Origin of the sequence: Streptomyces sp. NPDC002809, from assembly GCF_040295435.1 — a bacterium.
Classification (GTDB): Bacteria; Actinomycetota; Actinomycetes; order Streptomycetales; family Streptomycetaceae; genus Streptomyces.
On the sequence record NZ_JBEOVJ010000018.1, the window covers coordinates 1 to 23,836 of the forward strand.

General features: G+C 72.3%; 16 protein-coding genes. 12 read left to right on the top strand and 4 right to left on the bottom strand.

Annotation, left to right across the window (positions count from 1 at the left end):
* Nucleotides 1-437: 437 nt before the first annotated feature.
* Both ABT025_RS13910 and ABT025_RS13915 read right to left on the bottom strand, forming a co-directional pair.
* Entirely contained in the window at nt 438-2,078 is a 1,641-nt protein-coding gene (locus tag ABT025_RS13910; RefSeq protein WP_350993486.1) for an amidohydrolase, read from the bottom strand.
* Between the two features lie 63 nt (nt 2,079-2,141).
* The gene (locus ABT025_RS13915) at nt 2,142-2,582 is read right to left on the bottom strand and encodes an Lrp/AsnC family transcriptional regulator (RefSeq protein WP_350993488.1); all 441 of its coding nucleotides are present in this window, start codon (nt 2,580-2,582) and stop codon (nt 2,142-2,144) included.
* A 202-nt stretch (nt 2,583-2,784) separates the two neighbouring features.
* Here ABT025_RS13915 and ABT025_RS13920 point away from each other — a divergent pair, with 202 nt between their 5' ends.
* A complete protein-coding gene (locus ABT025_RS13920) occupies nt 2,785-3,186 on the top strand; it encodes a hypothetical protein (protein WP_350993490.1) in 402 nt (133 codons plus the stop codon).
* Between the two features lie 463 nt (nt 3,187-3,649).
* On the opposite strand, the gene ABT025_RS13925 is transcribed toward ABT025_RS13920, so the two are convergent.
* Nucleotides 3,650-4,822 (bottom strand): acyl-CoA dehydrogenase family protein, encoded by a 1,173-nt coding sequence (locus tag ABT025_RS13925; protein WP_350993492.1) that lies wholly within the window; start codon nt 4,820-4,822, stop codon nt 3,650-3,652.
* A 384-nt stretch (nt 4,823-5,206) separates the two neighbouring features.
* Here ABT025_RS13925 and ABT025_RS13930 point away from each other — a divergent pair, with 384 nt between their 5' ends.
* The 3 genes from ABT025_RS13930 to ABT025_RS13940 all read left to right on the top strand — a co-directional run bounded on the left by ABT025_RS13930 (nt 5,207) and on the right by ABT025_RS13940 (nt 11,189).
* Entirely contained in the window at nt 5,207-6,481 is a 1,275-nt protein-coding gene (locus tag ABT025_RS13930) for a glycoside hydrolase family 18 protein (RefSeq protein WP_350993494.1), read from the top strand.
* Between the two features lie 175 nt (nt 6,482-6,656).
* A complete protein-coding gene (locus ABT025_RS13935) occupies nt 6,657-9,968 on the top strand; it encodes a right-handed parallel beta-helix repeat-containing protein (protein WP_350993496.1) in 3,312 nt (1,103 codons plus the stop codon).
* A gap of 39 nt (nt 9,969-10,007) precedes the next feature.
* Complete coding sequence (locus ABT025_RS13940) at nt 10,008-11,189, top strand: S8 family serine peptidase (RefSeq protein ID WP_350993498.1); 1,182 nt, start codon at nt 10,008-10,010, stop codon at nt 11,187-11,189.
* Between the two features lie 100 nt (nt 11,190-11,289).
* Here ABT025_RS13940 and eccCa read toward each other — a convergent pair whose 3' ends face one another.
* A complete protein-coding gene (gene eccCa, locus ABT025_RS13945) occupies nt 11,290-15,255 on the bottom strand; it encodes a type VII secretion protein EccCa (protein ID WP_350993500.1) in 3,966 nt (1,321 codons plus the stop codon).
* Between the two features lie 204 nt (nt 15,256-15,459).
* Here eccCa and eccD point away from each other — a divergent pair, with 204 nt between their 5' ends.
* From eccD to ABT025_RS13985, 8 genes are all read left to right on the top strand, one after another.
* Complete coding sequence (gene eccD / locus ABT025_RS13950; RefSeq protein ID WP_350993502.1) at nt 15,460-16,857, top strand: type VII secretion integral membrane protein EccD; 1,398 nt, start codon at nt 15,460-15,462, stop codon at nt 16,855-16,857.
* 13 nt (nt 16,858-16,870) lie between these two features.
* Nucleotides 16,871-18,340, top strand: coding sequence for a type VII secretion protein EccB (eccB, locus tag ABT025_RS13955; protein ID WP_350993504.1), 1,470 nt, complete (start codon nt 16,871-16,873; stop codon nt 18,338-18,340).
* Nucleotides 18,341-18,604: 264 nt separating this feature from the next.
* Nucleotides 18,605-18,958 carry a hypothetical protein gene (locus ABT025_RS13960; protein WP_350993506.1) on the top strand — a complete coding sequence of 118 codons (354 nt, stop codon included), beginning with the start codon at nt 18,605-18,607 and terminating at the stop codon, nt 18,956-18,958.
* Nucleotides 18,959-19,016: 58 nt separating this feature from the next.
* Complete coding sequence (locus ABT025_RS13965) at nt 19,017-19,346, top strand: WXG100 family type VII secretion target (RefSeq protein ID WP_350993508.1); 330 nt, start codon at nt 19,017-19,019, stop codon at nt 19,344-19,346.
* A gap of 73 nt (nt 19,347-19,419) precedes the next feature.
* Nucleotides 19,420-19,908, top strand: coding sequence for a type VII secretion system-associated protein (locus ABT025_RS13970; protein ID WP_350993510.1), 489 nt, complete (start codon nt 19,420-19,422; stop codon nt 19,906-19,908).
* Nucleotides 19,909-19,978: 70 nt separating this feature from the next.
* Nucleotides 19,979-22,936 (top strand): AAWKG family protein, encoded by a 2,958-nt coding sequence (locus ABT025_RS13975; RefSeq protein WP_350993512.1) that lies wholly within the window; start codon nt 19,979-19,981, stop codon nt 22,934-22,936.
* A gap of 58 nt (nt 22,937-22,994) precedes the next feature.
* A complete protein-coding gene (locus ABT025_RS13980) occupies nt 22,995-23,516 on the top strand; it encodes a YbaB/EbfC family nucleoid-associated protein (RefSeq protein WP_350993514.1) in 522 nt (173 codons plus the stop codon).
* Nucleotides 23,513-23,836, top strand: a complete 324-nt coding sequence (locus ABT025_RS13985; RefSeq protein ID WP_350993516.1) for a hypothetical protein — start codon at nt 23,513-23,515, stop codon at nt 23,834-23,836. The genes ABT025_RS13980 and ABT025_RS13985 overlap by 4 nt, the downstream gene beginning before the upstream one ends.

Here is a 23,836-nt window from a genome sequence, read left to right on the forward strand (position 1 = left end):
CCCACCGGCTGAAGCCCTTCCGGCCGGCTGCTCGATTCCGCACCATGACTGCTCGGCCTCTGTATGCCGGGATCCATTTTCGATACACGGCCTAGAGCCGTTGTCTACTGAACGTCCGGGCCCCACCCGGGTCACACCCTCCGCCCGGCTGGAACCTTCCCTCGCCCCCGAGGCGCGGGCGCTGAACCTGGCTGTCAGTGATGGTGCACCGGTGCGGCACACCACCCCATGACCCAGCGGCGTTCGACGACTGCGTGGAGGTTTCACCGGTCGGACGTCCTGTGGTGGACTCGGCCGAACCTACCGGCCGGTGGGCGCATTCTGTCAATAGTTGCCTGACCTGCATCGTTTAGCAAACTTGCCTGGTCAGTCCCGAAGATCCCCAGGTCGCGGCAGAACGGGGACGTCTTCGATCGGCGGTACGAAATGTCCGCACGTCACTCGTTCGGTCGTACGTAGACAGTTTGTCCGAAGACAACCGTGCGCAGGCAGAGCGGGAGTTCGGCACCGGGGCTGAGGTCCGGAAGCCCGGGCGTCCCCGACCTGGGGTCCGTCGACCAGCGCGCCACCCGGTCGTCCGGGGCCTGGACCAGCAGCTCCTCGGTGCGCCAGACCGCGTAGTCGGCCGGAGCACCGGGCACCAGGGTGCCCGCGTCGTCACGGCCGGCCGCCCGCCAGCCGCCCCGGGTGTGGGCGGTGAAGCCCGCCCGTACCGAGATCCGGTGCTCGGGCGTCCGGTGGAACGCGGCGGCCCGCACCGTCCCCCACGGGTCCAGCGGGGTCACCGGGCTGTCGGAGCCGAACGCGAGGGGCACACCGGCCCGCAGGAGCGCCGCGTACGGGTTGAGGGTCCTCGCCCGCCCGGCACCCAGCCTGCGGGCGTACATGCCCCCCTCACCGCCCCAGGCGGCGTCGAAGGCGGGCTGGACCGAGGCGGTGAGGCCGAGTTCGGCGAAAGCGGCCACGGTCTCGGGCGTGAGCATCTCCACGTGTTCGACACGGTGCCTGGCGGCCCGCACCCGGCCGAGGCCCACCTTCTCCGCCGCCGCCCTGATGCCGTCGACGACGGCGGAGAGCGCCGCGTCACCGATGGCGTGGAAGCCCGCCTGGAGCCCGGCCTCGGTGCAGGCCGCGACATGGGCGGCGATCTGCGCCGCGTCCAGGTGGGCGGTGCCCGAGACGGGTGCGTCGGCGTACGGCTCGTGGAGGCAGGCGGTGTGCGAGCCGAGCGAGCCGTCGACGAAGAGGTCCCCCGCCGCGCCCACCGCGCCGAGCTCCCGGATGCGCCGGGCATCCTTCTCGTCGCCGACCTGTTCGGCCCAGTAGCCGAAGACCCGGGGCCCCGGCTCCCCCGCCGCCAGCTTCAGCAGCGAGGTGAAGTCGTCCTCGTCGGAGATGTCGGGGCCACCGCACTCGTGGACCGTGCCGATCCCGAGGGACGCCGCACGGGCCAGCGCGGCGCGCTGGGCGTCGGCGCGCTGCCGCGGTGACACGGCGTCGTGGGCGGCCGCGCGCACCGCGTGGTGGGCGGCGCCCGTCAGCGGCGCGTCGGGCCGGTAGCCGGCCATCGAGGCGATCCGGGGGACGAGATCCAGCAGCGCGGTCGTGACGACCGCCGAATGGACGTCGATCCGGGGCAGGTAGACGGGCCGTCCGCCCGCCGCCCCATCGAGCTCGCCGCGGGTGGGCGGGCGCTGCTCCGGCCAGCGCGTGGCATCCCAGCCGTGCCCCAGGACCACCCGGTCGGCGGGGTGCGCCGCCACGTACGCCGTCACGAGGGCGAGGGCCTCGCCGAGGGTGCGGGCACCGGAGAGGTCGAGGCCGGTGAGGGCCAGACCGGTCGACGTGGTGTGGACGTGCGCGTCGGTGAACGCGGGAGTGACCAGCGCCCCGTCGAGGTCGACCACTTCGTCGACACCGCTCGCGAAGGCGTCGGCGGCCCCTTCGGAGCCCACCCAGGCGACATGGCCGCGTTCGACCACCATGGCGGTCGCGAAGGGGTCGGCGGGGCTGTGGACGTCTCCACCGCGCAGCAGCACGGTGCGGTGTTCGCTCTGGGGGGCGGTGCTCTCGGTCATGGGGACCAGTCTCCCGCCTGCGGGGGCCCACGCCGTGCGCGGCCCCCCTTACGGCCCCGCCGGTCAGATCTGCGGCGGGCGCGCCTCGTAGGCCGTGGAGAGGACGACCGTGGTGCGGGTGGAGACGCCGGCGAGCGAACGGATCCGGGTGAGCAGGTGCTCAAGCTCCCGCGGGGTCGCGACCCGCACCTTGAGAATGTAGTTCTCGTCGCCCGCGACGCTGTGGCAGGCCTCCAGCTCCGGGACGCCCGCGAGCCGCTCCGCGATGTCGTCCGGCGCGCTCGGGTCGAAGGGCTTCACCGAGATGAACGCGGTCAGGGGCAGGCCGACGGCCTCGGGGTCGACGACCGCGGCATAGCCCCGGATCACCCCGCGCTGCTCCAGCCTGCGGACACGCTGATGAACGGCCGAGGTGGACAGGCCGGTGGCCTTGCCCAGGTCGGTGTAGCTCATCCGCCCGTCCTTGACGAGCAACTCCACGATTTGACGGTCCAGCTCCTCCATATGGATCAATCTATGGCCCCGGGCCCTCCAGGCACAGCCGCGGAGGGCAGAGAAAGGCACCTGCGGCAGGCATGTGACGAATGCCACAGGTTTACGCGTCAGTAGCCGAGCCGCTCGCGGTTACGGCGGATTCCCGACGGGAAGTGCTTGCTGTGGTCGAGGCCGCGGCGCCTTGTCGGCCCACCCGAGGGGGGAATTTCCCATGCAGAGCCTGAAGCTCACCGGACGTACCGAACCGGAGCCCGTTGATCCTTTCGAGGACACCGCTCCCGACGAGTACGACACGTTCGAGATGTACCGGGTCGTCTGCCCGGACTGCGCGCAGCCCATCGCGCTCCTGGCGGACGAGGACGTGCTGCCGGAGCACGCACTGTGCCCCACCCCGTGGAACCCGTTCGTTCTGACGGTGTGTGCCGGCACCGGCCGCGCCGCGTCGAAGGCCCGGCCCGCCGACGAGTCGGCCGACGCCCAGGAGCAGGAGACGGCCCTGCTGCTCACGCTCCCCCAGGGACTCGACTGGAGGATGCAGCCGTTCTCGCACGCCGGGGGGACCGGCTCGCGCCCCTTCCGGGTGCCGCAGCAGCTGCGCCGCGACGCCGCCTGAGGGCGGCGCCACGGAAGGGCGCTGACGCGCCTGGGACGGACTGCCCGCACCACGACAGCGGCCTGGCCGCGGTGTTGGTGCGGGCGGTCCGCAGCAGTTCCGGCCGCGGACGGCGCGCCAAGAGGACCTGGCGAACAGTCGCCCGAATCGGCTGAGCAGTGACCCGGCCCGGCTCCGCGCCGTTGGCCCGGCATGACCCTGCTGCATTCCACGGCCGGCCCCGGTCGTCGCCGTCTCGCCGCTCCGGCCTCCGAAGAATCGGTTCCGCAGTCCCGCACCTCGCCGGCGCCCTCCGAGTCGCCGCGCCCGGCGCCGCGCTCGGCACCCCACTCGACCGATCCGCCCATCTACCGGTCGCTGCTCCGGCACTGGGAGAGCACCGGCAGGACCCTGCCGGGCCGCCACGACCAGGAGTGGAACCGGATCATGACGACGCCCGTGTGGTCTGACCGGCCACTGCGGGTCAGCGCGTCTCAGGACCCGCGAGGTGGCGGGCGATGACCATCCGCTGGATCTGATTGGTGCCCTCGACGATCTGCAGCACCTTCGCCTCGCGCATCAGCCGCTCGACGGGGAAGTCCAGGGTGTAGCCGTATCCGCCGAGCACCTGGACGGCGTCGATGGTCACCCGCATCGCGGCGTCCGTGCAGAACAGCTTGGCCATGGCCGCCTGGCGCGAGAAGGGGCTCCCCGCGTCGCGCAGCCGGGCGGCCTCCAGGTAGAGCGCGCGGCCCGCCTCGATCTGGGTGGCCATGTCGGCGAGCATGAACCGCAGCCCCTGGAAGTCCGCGATGGGGCGGCCGAACTGCTTGCGCCCGGTGGCGTAGTCGACGGCCTCGTTCATCGCCGCCTGGGCCACGCCGACGGCACAGGCGGCGATGCCCAGCCGGCCGGAGTCGAGCGCGGACAGGGCGATCGCGAAGCCCTGGCCCTCGTCTCCGATCCGGCGCGCGTCGGGGACCCGTACGCCGTCGAAGTGCAGCTGGGCGGTGGGCGAACCCTTCATCCCCATCTTCTTCTCCGGGGCGGCGGCGCTCAGGCCGGCCGCGTCGCCGGGGACGAGGAAGGCGGTGATTCCGCGGGGGCCCTCGACTCCGGTGCGGGCCAGGACCGTGTAGAAGTCGGCGACACCGCCGTGGGTGATCCACGCCTTGGTGCCGGTGATGACCCAGTCCTCACCGTCCCGTACGGCCTTGGTGCGCAACGAGGCCGCATCGGAGCCCGAGGCGGGCTCGGAGAGGCAGTAGGCGCCCAGCAGACCGCCTCCGAGCATCTCCGGGAGGTGTTCCGCCTGCTGTTCCTTGGTGCCGTAACCGGCGACCGCGTGACAGGCGAGGGAGTGGACACTGACGCCGAGCCCGACGGTGAGCCGGGCGGCGGCAAGTTCTTCGAGGGCCTGGAGGTACACCTCGTACGGCTGATCCCCGCCGCCGTGTGCGGAGTCGTAGGGCAGGCCCAGCAGTCCGGACTCGGAGAGCAGAGTGAAGACCTCGCGCGGGAACCGGCCCGCGTCCTCCTCCTCGGCGGCCCGCGGCACGATCTCCCGCTGGGCGATGTCGCGGACGAGCGCGATGAGCTGCCTGGACTCCTCGGTGGGCAGACGGCGTTCCACCAGCTGCGGGGCACGGTCGGACATGACGGCGCTCTCCTCCCTGTCGGGCGTTGCGGCGGTCGCGCGCGAGGGGTGTGAGCGGCGCCGCCGGGGGACCTCCGGACTATGCCCGGAAAACACTGCTGTCCAGCCGATGTTGCCCTCCCGGATTACGAGAGGCGCAGGCCGACGGCTGCAGCGGGTTGAGTATGCCCGATCGGACGGTATCCGTCACCGGTTGGCAGAACACGGCCGGAAACGGCCGATGGAGGCCGGAAGGATCACGGGAATTGGTCCGAACCATTGACCCAACTGGTCTAGTCCATCTACGGTTCCCAGCGAACCCGCTTTCCGCGTTCATGCCAAGTTTGCACGCTCGCCGGAAGCCGGTCGTCCACTGGCACGTCCCCTCCCCCACGAGGAGCAACCATGACCGGACCGCATCGCCCGGGAGCCCGTATGCGGGCTCTCGCCGCTGCCGCCTGTACCGCCGCCCTGGGCGCCGCCCTGCTGGGCGTCGCGGGCACCGGGTCCGCCGGAGCGGCCCCCGCCGCCCAGCAGGCCGCCGCACCGGCAGCAGAACCGGCCGCCCCCACAGCGGCCGGCAGCAAGGTGGTCGGATACTTCACCAACTGGGGTGTCTACCAGCGCAATTACCACGTCAAGAACGTCGAGACCTCCGGCTCGGCCGACAAGCTGACCCACATCAACTACGCCTTCGGCAACGTCCAGGGCGGCAAATGCACGATCGGCGACTCCTACGCCGACTACGAGAAGGCCTATACGGCCGACCAGTCGGTCGACGGGGTCGCGGACACCTGGGACCAGGAACTGCGCGGCAACTTCAACCAGCTGCGCAAACTCAAGAAGCTGCACCCGGACCTCAAGATCATCTGGTCGTTCGGCGGCTGGACCTGGTCCGGCGGCTTCGGTGAGGCCGCGCAGAACCCGGCCGCGTTCGCCGAGTCCTGCTACAACCTGGTGGAGGACCCCCGTTGGGCCGATGTCTTCGACGGCATCGACATCGACTGGGAGTACCCCAACGCCTGCGGTCTGACCTGCGACACCAGCGGCCATGACGCCTACGGCAACCTGCTGTCGGCCCTCCGTTCCAAGTTCGGCACGGACAACCTGGTCACCTCGGCGATCAGCGCGGACGGCTCCGACGGCGGCAAGCTCGACGCGGTCGACTACGGCGGCGCGTCCAAGTACGTCGACTGGTACAACCCGATGACGTACGACTTCTTCGGCGCCTGGGACGCGAAGGGGCCGACGGCCCCGCACTCCCCGCTGACCTCCTACACAGGCATCCCGAAGGAGGGCTTCAACAGCGAGGCGGCCATCGACAAGCTGAAGGCACAGGGCGTCCCCGCCTCGAAACTGCTGCTCGGCATCGGCTTCTACGGCCGCGGCTGGACCGGCGTCACGCAGGACGAACCGGGCGGCACGGCGACCGGCGCGGCTCCGGGCACGTACGAGGCGGGCATCGAGGACTACAAGGTCCTCAAGAACAGCTGCCCCACAACCGGCACCGTCGCCGGCACGGCGTACGCGCACTGCGGCACCAACTGGTGGAGCTATGACACCCCGGCCACCATCGGCACCAAGATGGCGTACAAGAACCAGCAGGGCCTCGGCGGCACCTTCTTCTGGGAGCTCAGCGGTGACACCACCGACGGCGAACTGATCAAGGCGATCGACTAGGAGCGGCACACGGGGGGCGGGGACCGGTTCGGTTCCTGCCCCTCTTCCGTATCCGTCACCGATGTGGCGTGTCACCTGCGGCAACAGGCATGATGATCAAACCAGTTCCACACGCCCCACATGCCGCGCGTCCCCGCCCCTCCCCCAGAGGCCCCGGGGTCCGGGAGGTCGACACGTGTCTCGCCAGTTGCTCACCGTCGCGGCGGACGGGACAGGCGACTGCCGCACCGTCGCCCAGGCCGTCGCCAGGGCCCGTACAGGAGCCGTCGTCAGCATCGCCCCGGGGCGGTACGAGGAGAGCCTCACCGTCACCGCCGCCATCACGTTGACCGCCGCCGAGGGCCGCGGGACGGTCGAGCTCGCGCCGCGGCGCGGGTCGGCACTGGTACTCACCGCGGACGCCGTGATGGTGAGCGACCTGGTCCTGCGCGGGCACGACGACGAGGTACCGGTCGTGGACGCCCCACGCGGACAGATCGCCCTGGACCGCTGCGACGTGCACGGTTCGGCCTGGGCGGCGCTCTTCGCCCGCGGCACCGGGTCGCTGGCGCTGCGTCAGTGCCGGATCAGCAACCCGGCGGGCGCAGGCGTGGTGGCCACGTCCGCCACCGAGAGCTTCCTGGAGGACTGCGTCATCGAGCACCTGGGCTCGTCCGCGGTGGTGGCCGGGGAACGCGGCCGGATCTCGGTACGGTCCAGTCGGCTGCGCGACGCCCGCGGGAACGGCGTCCTCGCCAACGGCCGGGCGCAGGTGCTGGTCGAGGACTGCGAGATATCCGCGACCGACAAGCCCGGCGTCGCGGTCGAGGAGGACAGCTCGGTCAGGGTGGTGCGCGGCACCGTCCGCGAGTCCGTCGTCGGGGTGTTCGTGAACAGCACCGGCCCCACCGCGCTGGAGGACGTCACGGTCCGGGACACCTCCGGGCACGGCTTCGTCCTGGGCGCCGGAAGCTCACCCACGCTCAGCCGCTGCCGCGGCGAACGCACCTCCGGTCACGGCCTCCTGGTGACCGAACGCAGCCGGGGGCTGATCGAGGACTGCGTGTTCACCGGCGCCGGGGAGGCGGCGATCCGCGTCTGCGGCTCCTCCTCCCCGGTACTGACCGCCACCGTCGTACGGGACACGGAAGGCGTCGGGCTGCTGCTGGAGGAGGATTCGGCCGCCGAACTCGACCGCCTGGAGGCGCTGGACTGTGCGGGAAGCGCGATCGTGATCCGCAGCGGCGCCAACCCCCTCCTGCGCAGAGCCGCCGTCGCCCGGTCCGGCGGCCACGGCGTGGAGGTCGCCAAGGACGGCCGCGGCCGCCTGGAGGACTGCGTCGTGGAGGCGGCCGCCGGCTCGGCGGTCCACGTGTCGGGCCACGGCAGCCTGTACGTGGGCGGCGGACGGATGTACGCGGCCGCGGGCGCGGGCGTGCACGTGGGTGCCCTCGGGACGCTCATGCTGCGCGACACGTCCGTGGAGGACTCCGGCGCCGACGGCATACGGGTCGACGCGGAGGGCGAGTTGAGCGCCGCGCGGGCCCGGGTCAGCGGGTCCGGCGAGCACGGGGTGCTGCTGGCGGCCGGAGCCCGGGCCTCGCTGAACGCCTGCGAGGTGACCGGGTCGGCCGCCGACGGCGTACGGGTGGAGGGCACCGATGCGGTCTCCCTGATCGGCTGCACCGTGCGGGAGAACCGTGGCAGCGGGCTGCGCCAGGCCGTGTCCGGCGACAGGCTGGCCGTCGAGGGACTGCGCAGCACGGAGAACGGGGCCCCGGACGCGTGGGGCAGCACGGCGGGCGCCGAGGCGGCGGGGGACGGGCGGCTGCCGGGTGGAGCCGTACCGACGGCGGCCGGGCCGGCGGACGGAACCGGACCGGTGGCGGAGCTTGAGTCGCTGATCGGCCTGGCCGACGTCAAGCGGCAGGTACTCACGCTGATCAACCTCAACCGGATGGCACAGCGCCGGATCAGTCTCGGGATGCCCGCTCCGCCGATGAGCCGCCATCTGGTCTTCGCGGGCCCGCCCGGCACGGGCAAGACCACGGTCGCCCGGCTGTACGGCTCGATCCTCGCCTCCCTCGGGGTGCTGCGCACCGGGCACCTGGTGGAGGTCTCGCGGGCGGACCTCGTGGCACAGGTCATCGGCGGCACCGCCATCAAGACCACCGAGACCTTCACCAAGGCCCTCGGCGGCGTGCTGTTCATCGACGAGGCGTACACGCTGCTGTCGGACGGCGGCTCCGGCGCGGACTTCGGGCGGGAGGCGATCGACACCCTGGTGAAGCTGATGGAGGACCACCGGGAGGACATCGTCGTGGTCGCCGCCGGGTACCCGAAGGAGATGGCCGGATTCCTGGCCTCCAACCCGGGCCTCGCCTCGCGCTTCACCCGGGACGTCGAGTTCACCGACTACACCTCGGACGAACTCGTCACCATCACCGAGCGGATGTGCACGGCCCACCACTACGAACCGGACGCGGCGGCGCGTTCCGCGCTGCGTGCCCACTTCGAACGGATCCCGCGCGACGCGGGGTTCGGCAACGGCCGGACCGCCCGGAAGGTGTTCGAGGAGATGGTGGACCGGCAGGCGTCGCGGCTCGCCGCGCGGGCGGACGTCAACGAGCGGGACCTCGCGGTACTGACGGCCGAGGATGTCGGGGCCGTGACCGGGCCGGGCGCCGCGGCCGGCGGTCCCGGCGACGATCCGCTGCTGCGGCTGGACGGGCTGGTCGGACTGGCCGCCGTCAAACGCGAGGTGGGCGATCTGGTGAACCTGCTCGCCACCACCCGGCGGCGGGCGGCGGCCGGGCTGCCGACGCCCCGGATCAGCAACCACCTGGTCTTCTCCGGTCCGCCCGGCACCGGCAAGACGACGGTCGCCCGGCTGCACGGCGAACTGCTGGCCTCACTGGGGGTGCTGCCGCGCGGCCAGTTGGTGGAGGTGTCGCGCGCGGACCTCGTGGGCCGCTGGGTCGGTCACACCGCCCAGCTGACCCGGGAGGTCTTCGAACGCGCCCTGGGCGGTGTGCTGTTCATCGACGAGGCCTACACCCTCACGCCCGGGCACGGCGGCGGTTCGTCCGACTTCGGCCAGGAGGCGGTGGACACCCTGCTGAAACTGATGGAGGACCACCGTGACGAGGTGGTGGTCATCGTGGCGGGCTACACCGCGGAGATGGACCGCTTCCTGGGCTCCAACCCGGGGCTCGCCTCCCGCTTCACCCGGCACATCGAATTCCCGGACTACTCATCGGACGAACTCGTCACGATCGTCCGGCAGCACGCGGTGGACAACGGCTACGAGTGCGCGCCGGGCACCCCGTCGGCGTTGCGCGCCCACTTCGACACCGTGCCGCGGGGCCGCACCTTCGGTAACGCGCGGCTCGCGCGACAGACGCTGGAGCTGATGATGACTCGACAGGCGGGCCGGCTGAGCGCCGTCGCGGCCCCGAGCCTGGACGAACTCCGGCTGCTGCTGCCCGAGGACCTGTCCAGCCACTGACCCGTCACCCGCAGAGCCGCCCGAACCGAGGACCCTCCCATGCGTCGCCGTACCCATCTGCTGCTGTGCGTCACCGTCGTCGCGGCCGTCCTGCCGGGACCGCTCGCCCACGCCGACGACGGGGCGACGGTGGCGTTGCCGGGCATGCCCGAGCGGCTGGCCGCCGACCAGAAGTGCACCTCGCACCGCGGGCACATCACCTCGCAGGCGCCGTGGACCCGGCAGGCCCTGGGCCTGGACCAGGTGTGGCGGCTCTCGCGGGGCCGGGGCGTGAGCATCGCGGTCGTGGGCACGGGGGTGAGCGACTCCCCCGCCGTGCTGCGGGGCCGGGTGAAGGCGCTCGGGGACGCGGACCGGGACTGCGTGGGCCGGGGCACGCTCCAGGCCGGTCTGGCGGCAGGGGCGGCGACCACCGGCCAGGGTTTCTCGGGGGTCGCCCCGCAGGCGGCCGTTCTGGCGGTGCGGGGCACGGGCATCAGGGGCGAGCCGGACGCCGGCCGGCTGGCGGCCGGGGTGCGCGAGGCGGCGGAGGCGGGTGCGGACGTCATCACGGTGACGGCGCCGCTGGACGGGGCCGACAAGGCGGTCCGGGCGGCGATGGCCGTGGCCGCGCACGAGGACGCCCTGGTGGTCGTCCCGGCCGCGGTGGACAGCGTTCCCCGGGGCGGGAGCGCGGCGCCGCCCGCGCCCGCGCCCCCGGCCGGCGCTCTGGCCGTCCTCGACACCGGACCACAGGGCGGCCGGGCCGACGACGCCCCGGGTTACCGCCACGCCGATCTGTCGGCCCCGGGTGACGCGCTGGTCGGGCCGGGTCCGGTGGGCGACGGCAAATGGACCGGGTCGGGCTCCTCGCTGGCGGCCGCGGTGGCGGCCGGGGCGGCTGCGCTCGTCCGCTCGTACCAGCCGGAGCTGACGGCCGCCCAGGTGCGCGCCCGGCTGCTCGCCACGGCGTACCCGGGCGACCTTCCCGCCCTGGATCCGTACGGCGCCGTGTCGGGCGTCACGCCGGCCTCCGCAGCCCCCCGGGCCGCGCACCCCGGGCCGGTTCGGCTGCCCGTTCGGCCCGACACGGCCGGAGCCCGCGCCACCGCCTACCTGGTGGCGGCGGGGGCGGGAGCCACGGCCCTGCTGGTCGCCTTCCTCGCCGTGGTGCTGCCACGGGGCCGGTCCCGCCGCTGGCGGCCCGGCCGGCTGGGGCCGGACGGCCCGCGCGCACACTGAGCGCACGGACCGCGCGTGGCCCTCGCTCCCGGCCCGCCACCTCGGGTTCGTCCGGCCGGACGGCCGCGCGCGCACTGCGCACACGGACCGCCCGCGGCCCTCACTCCTGACCCGTCGCCTCCGGTACGTCCGACGGCAGGGCCAGCTGGACGAGCACCGACTTGCGGCGCGCGATGCGCAGGGCCCGGCCCGGCGGCAGGATCCGCGGTTTGACGTTGTCGAAGACGTACCCCTCCGACGGCGGACAGGACATCAGCAGGGCCGGCGAGTTGACCTCCTGGAGCTTGCGCATCAGCGGGTCGAGCCGGGCCGCTCCGGTGGCGGCGCGGGCCACCACCATGTGCAGTCCGAGCTCGTGGCCGAGCGGCAGATGCGGCAGGAGCGGCTCGAAGGGGCCGTTGAACCCCGAGGCGACCATCTCGTAGTCGTCGACCAGGACGAACACGCGTGGGCCCGTCCACCAGTCGGCGCGCCGCATCCGGGCCGGCGAGATGTCCTCACCGGGGGCCCGGGCGGCCATCGCGCGGGCGACGCCGTCGACGAGTTCGCGCAGCGGGTCCGCCGCGACGGCGTGGCCCAGGCGGTACTCCTCGGGGACCGCCTCGACCAGTTCGCGGCGGTAGTCGACGACCAGGATGCGGGCCTCGTCGGGGGTGTGGGATGCCACGATGCGCTGGGCCAGCAGACGCAGCACACTGGTCTTCCCGCTCTCGCTGTCGCCGACCACCATCAGGTGCGGGTTCTGTGCGAAGTCGTGCAGGACGGGCGCGAGCCCGGCCTCGTCCAGACCGATCGGCACGTGCAGCGGATGCTCGGCAGCGGGCAGTTCCGCGGCGGTGAGGCGTGTCGGCAGCATGCGCACCGGGGGTGCCGGCGGTGCGTCCCAGCTTTCGGCGACGGCCTCGACGAGGTCGGCGAGAGCCTCGCTCAGGTCCTCCGCCTGCTCCTGGCCGTCGATCCGCGGCAGCGCGGCGATGAAGTGCAGCTTGTCCGGGCTCAGTCCGCGGCCCGGCGTGGCGGGGACGGAACCGGCCTTGCGGACGTCGATCGCGGAGTCCATGGGGTCACCCATGCGCAGTTCGAGACGGGTGCCGATCTGATCGCGGAGCGCGGCCGACAGCTCGACCCAGCGGGGCGTGCTGACCATCAGGTGCACCCCGTAGTTGAGGCCGCGCACGGCCAGGCCGTTGAAGAGGGCCATGTCGTCGAACATGTCGGCGCGCACCGTGGACCAGCCGTCCACGACGAGGAAGACGTCACCGAACGGCTCGTCGGGGTACCGGCCCGCCGCCCGCCGTCTGCGGTAGGAGGCCATCGAGTCGATGCCCTCCTCCTGGAAGAACAGCTCCCGGCGGTTGAGCAGCGAGGTGACCTCGGCCAGGGTGCGGGAGATGCGTTCGCGGTCCAGGCGGCCCGCGACGCCGCCCACATGCGGAAGCCCCGCCAGTCCGGCGAGCGCGCCACCGCCGAAGTCCAGGCAGTAGAACTGGACTTCGCGCGGGCTGTGGGTGAGGGCCAGTCCCGTGATGAGGGTACGCAGCAGGGTGCTCTTGCCGCTCTGCGGACCGCCCGCGACGGCGACGTGGCCGCCCGCGCCGGACAGGTCGACGGTGAGCAGGTCGCGTACCTGCTCGAAGGGCCTGTCGACGATGCCGACGGGCACCCTCAGCTTCCCCCGGTCCGGGGAGCCGGCGGCGGTCAGGCCGAAGTCCGCGTCCGGCACCAGCGGTGGCAGCAGGGCGTCCAGGCTGGGCGGGGTGTCCAGGGGTGGCAGCCACACCTGGTGGGCGGGCGGGCCGCTGTCCCGGAGCCGTTCCAGGGCGAGGCCGAGCGGCGTCTCGCCGGTCCCCGGCTCGACGACCGGGTCGGGGTCGGGGGCGGCGGGCAGGGTTCGCGGCACCACCCAGCCGGTTCCCCACGGCACCACCTGCCGGGCGATCCGGGCCTGCTGGACGCTGCCGCGCCTGGGCTTGTACGCGCCTGAGACATAGGCGGCACGGAACCGGGTGAGGGCTTCGACGCCGCTCTTGAGGTAGCCGCTGCCGGGCTGCGGCGGCAGGTGGTAGGCGTCGGGCACGCCGAGCACGCCACGGCTCTCGATGGCCGAGAAGGTGCGCAGGCCGATGCGGTAGGACAGATGGCTCTCCAGCTGGTGCATGCGCCCCTCCTCCAACCGCTGCGAGGCGAGCAGCAGGTGGACGCCGAGGGACCGGCCGAGCCGGCCGATCATCACGAAGAGGTCCATGAACTCGCGGTGTGCGGCGAGCAGTTCGCTGAACTCGTCGACGACGATGAAAAGGCTGGGCAGCGGCGCCAGCGGGGTGCCGGCGGCGCGCGCCTTCTCGTACTCCAGGACGGAGGAGTAGTTCCCGGCCCGTCGCAGGAGTTCCTGGCGTCTGATCAGTTCGCCGTGCAGTGCGTCCTGCATGCGGCCGACGAGCGCGGTCTCGTCGGCGAGGTTGGTGATGACGGCCGAGGTGTGCGGCAGTTCGTCCATGCCCAGGAAGGTCGCGCCGCCCTTGAAGTCGACGAGGACGAAGTTCAGCGTCTCGGACGAGTGGGTGAGGGCGAGACCGAGCACCAGCGTGCGCAGCAGTTCGCTCTTCCCGGAGCCGGTGGCGCCGATGAGCATTCCGTGCGGGCCCATGCCGCCCTGGGCGGACTCCTTGATGTCGAGCTCCACCGGTGTGCCGTCCTCGGCGACGGCGATGGGCACGCGCAGCCGCTCCCGGCCTTCGAGCGGCCGGTTCCACAGCCGTGCCGGGTCGTGGCGGCGCAGATCGGGTATGCCGAGCAGGCCGGTGAGTTCGGTGTCGGTGGCGAAGGGTTCGGTGACGCTCGCACCGCCGCCGAGCCGGTAGGGGGCGAGCCGGGAGGCCAGTGCGCGGGCGGCGGCCGGGCCGAGTGTGTCGGGTCGCCCGAGCAGGGTGGCCTGCTCCTTGCGTTCACGGTCGGTACGGACGAGATGCAGGCCGTCGTCCTCGATCCGCAGCCGGAGGGTGCCGCGCGCGGCCTTCCAGGCGAACGCGGTGGAGAGGTCGAGTACGACGGTGTTGCGGTAGCCGGGGCCCTCCATCCGGTGACCGGTGGGGACCAGGCCGCCGTCGACGACTATCACGGTGAAGGGTTCGTCGCGGCCCGGCGGGGTGTCGGGGTCGAAGGGCGGGCGTTCGGTGAAGTCCGCGCCGAGCAGTTCCTCCAGTTCGACGAGTCCGGCGGCGGCGATCCGGGCCTGGCCCGCCCCGTCGCGCTGGTACGGGTGCTGGGCGTGCGGCAGCCACTTGGCCCACTCCCAGGCGGCTCGCCGCTCGTCGTCGACGCAGAGGGCGACGGTGAGTTCCTCGGGTGCGTGGAACGCGGCGAGCTGGGCGATCAGGGCACGTGCCAGGGAGCGGGCGCGGTCCGGTTCGCCCTGCACCAGGATCCTCGACCAGGCCCGCAGGTAGAGCGCGATCGGCTGGTCGGGGACGGTCGCGTAGGCGCGGATGAAACTGCGCAGCGCGTGCGCGGACAGCGGTTCGAGGTCCTCGACGGGCTTGGTGGACAGCGGTGCGAGCCGGGTGCCCAGCTTCTGGTCGCCCACGGCGACGCGTACCTCGGCGAAGTCCTCGTCCGCGGGGCGGCGTTCCCACTGGCGGCTGGTGCCGGTCAGGGCCCACAGGGCGGCCGGCTCGGGGTGCCGCCACGCCAGCGCCTTCTGCTGTGCCGCAACGCTGCGGCGGATGCGTCGCCGGCTCTGCGCCAGGTAGCGCAGGTAGTCCCGTCGTTCGCCCTTGAGCTTGCGTTTGCGGTCGCCCGCGCTGCGGATCAGCTGGCCGACGATCATGCCCGCCGAGGAGAGCAGCATCAGGCCGATCGCGACGTAGCTGAACGTGGTGGCCTGACCGGGCTTCATGAACATCATGAGCATGGCGAGCGAGGTGAGGCCCATGGGGAGGTACATCCACATGGCGGAGGTGCTCGGCTCGGCCTCCGGCAGGGTGGGCGGCTCCTGGAGGGCGAGTTCGCCGTCGGGCATGTCTGGTCCGCGGCGGCGCGCGGGTCTGCGGAACAGGACGGTGCTCACGCTGGATGCCTCCTCGGGCTCGTCGCGTCCGGAATCCCGGTGCGGACGCGGTGCGCGCCGCGTCCGGGCCGGTGGCGCGTCCGGGTGGCCGTGGGGCGACGCGGAGGGCGGCACAGGCGACTTGGTGCCTGACGCATGGCCAAAGGTAGTGTGCGGTGATCAACTTCGGTATTCCGGCCCCTCGGAGAGGTGCGGCCACCCGCCATGACAGACATATCGGGCTCCGGCCTGTGCAGACTCACGGTCAGAACCCCGCAGCGCGTCGTCGACCTCGCCGTTCCGGCTGACGTACCGGTCGCCGACCTGCTGCCCATCCTGCTCGAGCACGCCGGGGACAACCTGGCGGAGCAGGGCGTCGAGCACGGCGGATGGGTTCTGCAACGCCTCGGCGAGGAGCCGTTGGACGAGGAGGCCACCCCCGAGGCACTGACTCTGCGGGACGGGGAGATGCTGCATCTGCGCCCCCGTACCGAGGCGTTGCCGCCGATCCACTTCGACGATCTGGTGGACGGCGTCGCCACGACCATGCGCGAGCGGCCGCACGGCTGGGAGGCCCGCACCAGCAGGTGGCTGCTGCGCGGCACCGCGGTCGTGCTGCCGGCGGCGGGGCTACTGGTCCTGGCACTGCCCGGCGGGTCCGCGCCGCTGCGTGCGGCGGTCGCCGCGGGCACCGCGCTGCTCGTGCTGTTCGGCGCCGCATCGGCCAGTCGCGCAGTCGGTGACTCGGCGGCGGGCGCGGCGCTCGGGATGCTCGTGGCGCCGTATCTGGCACTGGCGGGCGCGCTGCTTCCCGTCGGGGACGCCGACGCGGGAGGGCAGTTGCTGGGCTCCCGGCTGCTGGCCGCCTCGGCTGCCGCGGCCGGCGGGGCGGTCCTGGCGGTGGCGGCGGTCGCCGCGTTCGTCCCGTTGCTGCTGTGCACGGCGGTGATCGCCGTGGCGGGCGCTCTGTGGGGCGTCCTCATGCTGACGCTGGACGTTCCCGCCGCACACGCCGCGAGCATCGTCGCGGTACTGGCCGTGGTGTTCGGCGGGCTGGTCCCGGGCATCGCCTTCCGTCTGTCGGGGCTGCGGCTGCCCGCCCTGCCCACCGACGCCGAGCAGTTGCAGGAGGGCATCGAGCCCCATCCGCACCAGCGGGTGGTCAGCCGCACCGCGCTGGCCGAGGAGTGGATGACCGCGCTGTACACGGCGGTCGGCGTGGTGTGCGCGGGTGTGCTGACCGCACTGGTCCTGGACGAACCCGCAACCGCGTCCCTGGTGACGGCAGCCGTGCTCTGTCTGCTGCTGCTCCTGCACGCACGCGGCATCGGCAACGTGTGGCAGCGGCCCGCGGTGTTGCTGCCCGGCCTGTACGGAGTGGTCCTGATGGCCGTCCGGGCGGCCGGGGAGATGCCGGCCGCCGAGCGCCCCGTCCTGCTGGCGGGACTGCTGACCGCCGCGGCGGCCTCGGCCGTCGCGTCCTGGACGGTACCGGGGCGCAGGCTGCTGCCGTACTGGGGGCGGGCCGCCGACATCCTGCACTCGCTCGCGGCCGTGGCACTGATCCCGCTGGCGCTGTGGGTACTGGGCGTGTACTCCGCCCTGCGCACCGTGACCGGCTGAGGGGGCGGCGGACATGCAGTCGAGGAAGGACCAGGTCCAGGCCCACATGTTCGTCATGGGGCGGCTCACCAGCGGCATGCTGCGAGGCCATCCGGACGCGCCGGAGAGCCCCGTCGGCCGCACCAACAGGGGCATGGCGTGGGGCATCGGCCTAGGGGTGGTGCTCGTCGTCGGCTTCCTGCTGTTCGGGCTGATCTCGCCGGCCGGCACGAAGTCCTGGCGTCAGGCGGACGCACTGATCGTGCAGAAGGACACCGGCACCCGGTACCTCTACCTGGACGGGGTGCTGCGGCCGGTACGCAACTACGCCTCCGCCCGGCTGATCGCGGCCGACCGGCTCACGACCGTGTCGACATCGGCGGCCTCGCTGAGCGGAGAGCCGCACGGTACGCCGGTGGGCATACCCGGCGCGCCGGACGCGCTGCCCGCATCCGGCGATCTGGAGCACGGTGCCTGGCAGGTCTGCGCGCAGGAGCCGGTGCACACCGGGCCCGACGGCACCGGCCGGCAGCCCGTCACCTCCCTGCGCCTGGGCGCGGCCACCGGCGGCGTCTTCCCCGCGACGGGCCGGGCGGTGCTGGTCCAGGGCCCGGACGGCTCCCGTTACGTCCTGTGGGGCGACCACCGGCTGCGACTCGGCAAGCACGGCGCCGCGCAGGCGCTGGGCTACTCAGGCGTCACCCCCGTACGGGTGTCCGCGGCGTTCCTGGACAGCGTCCCCGCGGGCGCGGACCTGGCACCGCCGGAGATCGAGGGGCGGGGTGGCGCGGGCCCGGAGATCGGCGGCGGGCCCAGCCGGGTCGGCCAGGTCTTCACGCTCTCCTCGCCCGGCGCGGCGGCGGAGTACTTCCTGCTGGAGGAGTCCGGTCTGCGCGCGCTCGGTGCCCCCGCCGCGGCGCTCGTCCTGGCCGACGACCGGACCGCCGAACTGGCCTACCGGGGCGCCGTGCCGGCCGCACTCCGCATCTCCGCGGACCAGGTGGCACGGCACCAGGCACCCGCGGGCAAGGCCGGCAGCGACCCCACCGACTGGCCGGCGCGCACGCCCAGGGCCCAGGAACCCGACCGGGGCACGGCGGTGTGTGCGCAGGTACAGCCGGACGGGGACGCGCCCCGGGTGCGGCTCGCGCTGCTGCCGGACACCGAGCGGGTGGCCGCACCCGCCGCGGGTGCGGAGATCGGCGCGGCCTGCCTGCCCGTCGACGGCGTGGCGGTCCCGCCGGGGGGCGGCGCGCTCGTGCAGGCGCTCGGGGCCGGGGGCGGGGTGATCGGGACGACGACGTACCTGGTCACCGATGTCGGGGTGAAGTACCGGTTGCCGGACGCCGATTCCGTGAGCCGTCTCGGCTTCGAGGGTGCTCACGCCCAGGCTGTGCCGTCCCGGCTGCTCGACATGCTGCCGACGGGGCCGGTGCTCGACGCGGCGGCCGCGACGGGCGAGAAGCCGTCCGTTTCCGTGGCGCCGGGCGCTCGGTGCGGCTGAACCCGTACGGTCGTACGCCGCTGAGACCACGTCACGCCCGCTGACGGAGCGGGTCATTGACGTCACGTCACATTTGGGACGGGCGTGGCGCCGAAGATCAAGAAGAGCTCAGATTTCACCGCATCGGATTGCGTGTGTCACACAAACATCCCTAGCATCGATCCTTATCGGACAGATGATCACCGTCTCGGTGTTCGCCGTCCCCGGGTTCGCTCCCCCGGCCACCGGCCGCGTACCGCCCCTCGCTCAGACAAGGAACTCGCCATGTCGACGCCTCCCCTGCCCGGCAATCTCCAGACTTCGTCACAGGCCGAGAACCAGAAGGGCTACCAGGCTCTGGACCAGGCCAAACGAGGAGTCCAGCGCGCGCAGGAGGACGTGAAGACCACCATGCAGGGGCTGATCAGCGCGTACGGCGGCCAGGACGGCGGCGCCTTCCAGCGACTGCTCGCGGACTGGAGCCAGCAGGTCGACCTGATCACCAAGAACGTCGGCGACATGATGCAGAAGCTGGAGGAGACCGGGGTGCAGCAGCGCAGCCTCCAGACACAGACCACCGACACGATCACCTCCGCCGGAAAGTCGAACAGCGTCTTCGACACGCTGACCGGCAAGTAGCCCCGCCGCCTGCCGTACCGCCTCCCGTCTTCACGCCCGACCGCCAGAGGAGCCCCCCGTGCCCGACTACTCCAACACGACCGACGGCATCATCCACGTCGAGTACAACCACGTCGACCGGGCCGCTGAGGACATGCGCCTGCAGACCAGGGCGATCCAGAACACCATCACCGCGCTGAACGAGGAACTGGCCGGTCTGCGCGGCGCCTGGCAGGGCCAGGACGCGGCGACCTACCAGGGCAAGCAGACCGCCTGGAACGACGCGTCGAACCAGCTGGGCACGGTGCTGGAACGCCACAGCGGCACGCTCAACGAGATCTCGGACCTGTACCGCAAGCACGAGAACCGCAGCGCCGACCAGTGGTCGAACGTGCGCATCGGCGGCTGACCGGCCGGCACGCCCGCGCCGCACAGCCCCCGGTCCGTCCGCCGCCCACCCCCTGCCGATTGCGAGAGACGTCATGGCGACCTCCTTCGATCTGTCCCACCTCGATCCGGAGAACCTCCAGAAGTTCATCGACGGCAAGGGCGGGGACGGGACGACGGAGGGCGTCCAGGGCGTCATCGACGCGCTGGTGGAACTCCAGACCGATCTGGACGGCGGTTCCGCCGACGGTCCGGTCATGTCGATGAAGACGCTGTCGGACGCGCTCGGCACACCCTCGGCGCCGTTCGGCGCCGGCGGACTGCAGATCGGCCTCCTGGCCCAGCAGTCGGGCGCCCTGGCGGGCGGTGTGCTGCTCACCTTCGTGAAGGGCGCCGCAACGAGTCTGCATCCCGTCGAGTCCTCCCAGGAACAGTTGTTCCGGGACATCCGGCTGAACCTCGGCACCACGATCGCCGAGATGAAGAAGGCCCAGCAGGACAGCCTGGACCAGGTCGACGGTGCGACGTTCCTCAACGACCTGCACAACGTGGAGGACGACCTGACCACGAGGCCGTCCGTCTGACCCGGCGGCCCACGCCCCCCGTCCGCCGACTCACCCGTTCCCGCCCCCCGTACAGAGACCGAGCGCCCCCATGACCACTCCCTCTCCCGCCCTGTGGGAGTCCATCGTCAAGCAGCTCACCGGCTTCGACGGCGGCACCCGGGAGGATGTCGGCGGCATCAAGGGCAAGGACAGCGGCGGCGGGAGCGACAATCCGTCCAAGGACGAACAGACCGCGGGCGACACCCGGTGGATGACGCCGACGATCACCAGGATCAACGGAACGCCGCCGACGGGCGGTGCCCCGGCGCCGGGCAGGGCCGAACGCATCATCCAGTTCTACGGCGCGGACGACGGCCCCGGCAGCGACTCCCGGATCGACACCTACCAGGTCAGCATCACCTTTCCCTGGCTGAAGACCGGCATGGACTGGGACTGGGGCAAGGACGGCGTCGCCAGCGCCTTCGACTGGGGCTACGGCATGGCCCTGGAACAGCTGAGCACGAAGTTCGACACCGTGGGGTTCACGTACGGTTCGCGCAGTGTCGGCGCGGAAGCGGGCCTGAATCTGAAGAGCTTCGTCCAGACGTCGATGGCGTTCGACCGGGTGCGGGACTTCTTCGACAGCCGTTCCCGCACCCTCGAACAGTGGCACCTGGACCTCGGCGAGGAGAACGCGGCTCTGCGGGGCAAGGCGGCAAGCGTCTTCCGGATCCTCATCGACGGTCTGAACACCGGATACAAGAACTTCGCCCACGACCTGGACCCCGTCGACCAGGTCCAGGTCTCCCCCTCCCACTCCGCGTACACGGCCACGACCGGTATCGGGAACAACCTGATCTCCGCCGAGAAGGCACTGCACGACTGCGCGACGACGCTCCGCCTGGCCTGGCAGGACTGGACCTCGCAGCCGGGCCAGGAATGGCTGCCCACCGCCGTGCTGCTGCGGGTCCTCGACCGCGTCGCGGAGTGGGTGAACGCCAACAACATCGGCCGGATGGACGGGTCGGGCCTGAACTGGGTGCGTCAGGCGGGCTATCAGGTGAGCATGCCTCCCTACGGTGACCTGCGGCAGGTCCAGGCGTGGCAGAACATCGCCGACGCGGCGTACAAGGAGTGGACGGCCAACATCGGTGTGAAGCTCGACGCACCGGCCACCGCCGCGGCCGCCACCCTGAACAAGGCACTCTCCGCGGCCGGCAAAGGCCGCACAGCCTTCATTTTCCGCCCCGGTGTGACCAGTCTGGCCGATGCGACGGCCAAGGAGGAGGCGGAGAAGGAGAAGGAGGACCTGCGCAAGGAGCAGGAGGAGGCGAAGAAGGAGAGCGAGGCCCTGAAGGATCAGCTCGCGGGCGGTGCCGGCGCGGGCGACCAGTCGCCGCTCGACCCGAACGGGGTGGGCGACGCCGGGATCGGGGACGTCGGCGCGGGCCCCGAGGGGGACACCGTGACGAACCCGTCGGTGGACTCCGCGCAGCTGCCGGCCGGACTGGGCCTCAATTCCCTCAGCGGGTCCGGCACCTCGGGCTCGGGGCTCGCCGGCACCGGCGGCACGACGTACAACGCGGACGGTTCCACCACCGTGCGCAAAGCCGACGGCTCCTCGGTGACGACCTATCCCGACGGCAGCCAGGTCACCACGCCGCCCGGCGGCACTCCGCTGCTGCCCCTGAACACGGGCGGACTGACGGGCGGCGCCACCGGGACCCCGGTGTCCGCGCTCAGAACGGTCAAGGGCCCGGACTCCAGCACGACCTCGTACAACGCGGACGGCTCACGCACCACCACGCACAAGGACGGAACGTCGACGACCGTCGACCGGGACGGCACGGTCACCACGGTCAACCCGGACGGCAGCAGGACCGTACTGAACAAGGACGGCAGCGAGACCGTCACCTATCAGGACGGCACCAGGACCACGATCAAGCCGGACGGCAGCACGGTCACCCAGTACCCGGACGGTTCGAGGACCAGCACGACCCCGGACGGCATGCTGACCACGACCGACGCCCAGGGCCACAGCACCACCACCCACCCCGGTCCGGGGCAGACGGTGCAGAACCCGGACGGCTCGCGTACGGCCTTCGGCGAGGACGGCTCGGCCGTCACGACGTACGAGGACGGCACCAGGACGTCCGTATCGGCCGACGGAACCGTCACCACCGTCGACCCCGACGGCACCAGGACGGTCGCTCACCTGGGCAAGGGCACATCCACCGTCACGTACGCGGACGGGTCCGTCGCCACGGTGGGCTCGGACGGTTCGGTGACGACGGCGTACAAGGACGGCAGCACCACCAAGCTCGGCGCGGACGGCACGTTCACCTCTACCGACGCCCAGGGACACAAGACCACGGAGCATCTGAACACGCTCGGCGGCAACGCCGGCGCCCAGACCACGTACCGGGCCGACGGGTCGAGCGTCACGACGTACCCGGACGGGACCGTCGACAGGCAGCTCAAGGACGGCGGGCACGAGATCAGCTACCCGGACGGCCGGACGGTGACCACGGACGCCAACGGCGTCACGACCGGCACCCGCAGTGCACTGCTCGACCTCAACAGCGGTTCCACGGGCGGCAGTACGGGCCTGCCCTCGTCGCTCTACGACTACTACGACTACCCGGACGACGGCGAGCAGGTCTCTCCGCTGAGCGGTGCGGGCTCCCGGGGCAGCGGGGACGCGGGCGGCTCCGCCACCCCGCTTGCGGCCAACCCCCTCGGCGCCCAGGGCCTCAACCCCATGGGCACGGCGGGCACCGCCGCATCGGGCGCGGGCACCGCGGCCGAACGGCTGCGCACCGGGACCTTGGAGACGAACGGCGCCCGCACCCGCTCGGCACAACTGGCGGCGGAGGAGGCCTCATTGGCTCGGCGTCCCGCCACCAGCTCGTCGGGCGGCACCCCCATGATGCCGCCGATGGGCGGCGCCGGTGGCATGAGCGGCGGCACTCAGAGCGACGAGCGCGAGCGGCACACGTGGGTGAGCGAGGACGAGGACGTGTGGGGCACGGACGAGGGCGGCGTGGCCGGGGTGATCGGGCGGTGACCCGGCCGGGATGTACGACAGAGGTTCCTGCGGTACGGACGAAGGCGGCGCGAAAGCGATGAGCAACCCGATGGAGGAGCGGCTGGCCGAAGCGCTTGCGGAGTTCGAGGAGACCCGCGCGAAGCTCGGCGAGGCCGCGGCGACGGCGGCCCGTATCTCGGCCACCGTCATGGCGAAGGACCGCTCGGTCGAGGCGACCGTCGGGGCGCAGGGCGAGCTGACGCACCTGCGTTTCCCCACGGTCCGGTACCGGACGATGGCCCCGGCCCAGCTCGCGAGCGTACTGATGTCCACCATCGCGGCGGCCCGCGCCCGGGCGGCCGGCGAACTCGCCGAGGTGTACCGGCCTTTCGGACCGATACCCGGGCTGAAGCCGGACAGTGCGCAGGAGGCGCCGGGCGCGGGCACCTTCGGGGAAGTCGACTGGGGCGAGCTGTTCGCTCCGCTGATCGAGGAGGGGCTCCCGGTGCCGCCCGAACAGCCGCCGACTCGTTCCTCGGGCGCGCTGCTGGACGAACTGGTCGACGAGGACGACGAGGGTGCGTACGAAGCCGGCAACGACAAGGGAGCGCAGCGATGAGCGGGCTGGACGTCGACACCCAGGGGCTGGGGAAGAGCGGGCAGGTCGTCGAGAAGGTGGCCGACAGGCTCGTTCTCGTCCGGGACGACTACCTGGACAAGGTCACCTCCTACCACGGCTGCTGGGGCGACGGTGCCTTCGGTGACCTCTTCGCGTCGATGTACGTGCAGGGTGTCGAGTTCGCCAGGGCCGGGATCACCGAGCTCAGCGCGGCTCTGTCCGGCAGCGCCACGAGCCTGACGGACACGGCGAGCAGCTTCCGCTCGCAGCAGGGCGATGTGCTCGACGCGCTGCAGAGCAACAGCACGAAGCAGCACTGA

What these genes read in the sequence shown, in the direction of transcription:
- ABT025_RS13920 (WP_350993490.1), top strand. Translation starts at nt 2,785, where the DNA reads ATGCAGAGCCTGAAGCTCACCGGACGTACCGAACCGGAGCCCGTTGAT.
- ABT025_RS13915 (WP_350993488.1), bottom strand. Translation starts at nt 2,582, where the DNA reads ATGGAGGAGCTGGACCGTCAAATCGTGGAGTTGCTCGTCAAGGACGGG.
- ABT025_RS13980 (WP_350993514.1), top strand. Translation starts at nt 22,995, where the DNA reads ATGAGCAACCCGATGGAGGAGCGGCTGGCCGAAGCGCTTGCGGAGTTC.
- eccB (WP_350993504.1), top strand. Translation starts at nt 16,871, where the DNA reads ATGCAGTCGAGGAAGGACCAGGTCCAGGCCCACATGTTCGTCATGGGG.
- eccD (WP_350993502.1), top strand. Translation starts at nt 15,460, where the DNA reads ATGACAGACATATCGGGCTCCGGCCTGTGCAGACTCACGGTCAGAACC.
- ABT025_RS13970 (WP_350993510.1), top strand. Translation starts at nt 19,420, where the DNA reads ATGGCGACCTCCTTCGATCTGTCCCACCTCGATCCGGAGAACCTCCAG.
- ABT025_RS13960 (WP_350993506.1), top strand. Translation starts at nt 18,605, where the DNA reads ATGTCGACGCCTCCCCTGCCCGGCAATCTCCAGACTTCGTCACAGGCC.
- ABT025_RS13985 (WP_350993516.1), top strand. Translation starts at nt 23,513, where the DNA reads ATGAGCGGGCTGGACGTCGACACCCAGGGGCTGGGGAAGAGCGGGCAG.
- ABT025_RS13975 (WP_350993512.1), top strand. Translation starts at nt 19,979, where the DNA reads ATGACCACTCCCTCTCCCGCCCTGTGGGAGTCCATCGTCAAGCAGCTC.
- ABT025_RS13940 (WP_350993498.1), top strand. Translation starts at nt 10,008, where the DNA reads ATGCGTCGCCGTACCCATCTGCTGCTGTGCGTCACCGTCGTCGCGGCC.
- ABT025_RS13930 (WP_350993494.1), top strand. Translation starts at nt 5,207, where the DNA reads ATGACCGGACCGCATCGCCCGGGAGCCCGTATGCGGGCTCTCGCCGCT.
- ABT025_RS13925 (WP_350993492.1), bottom strand. Translation starts at nt 4,822, where the DNA reads ATGTCCGACCGTGCCCCGCAGCTGGTGGAACGCCGTCTGCCCACCGAG.
- ABT025_RS13910 (WP_350993486.1), bottom strand. Translation starts at nt 2,078, where the DNA reads ATGACCGAGAGCACCGCCCCCCAGAGCGAACACCGCACCGTGCTGCTG.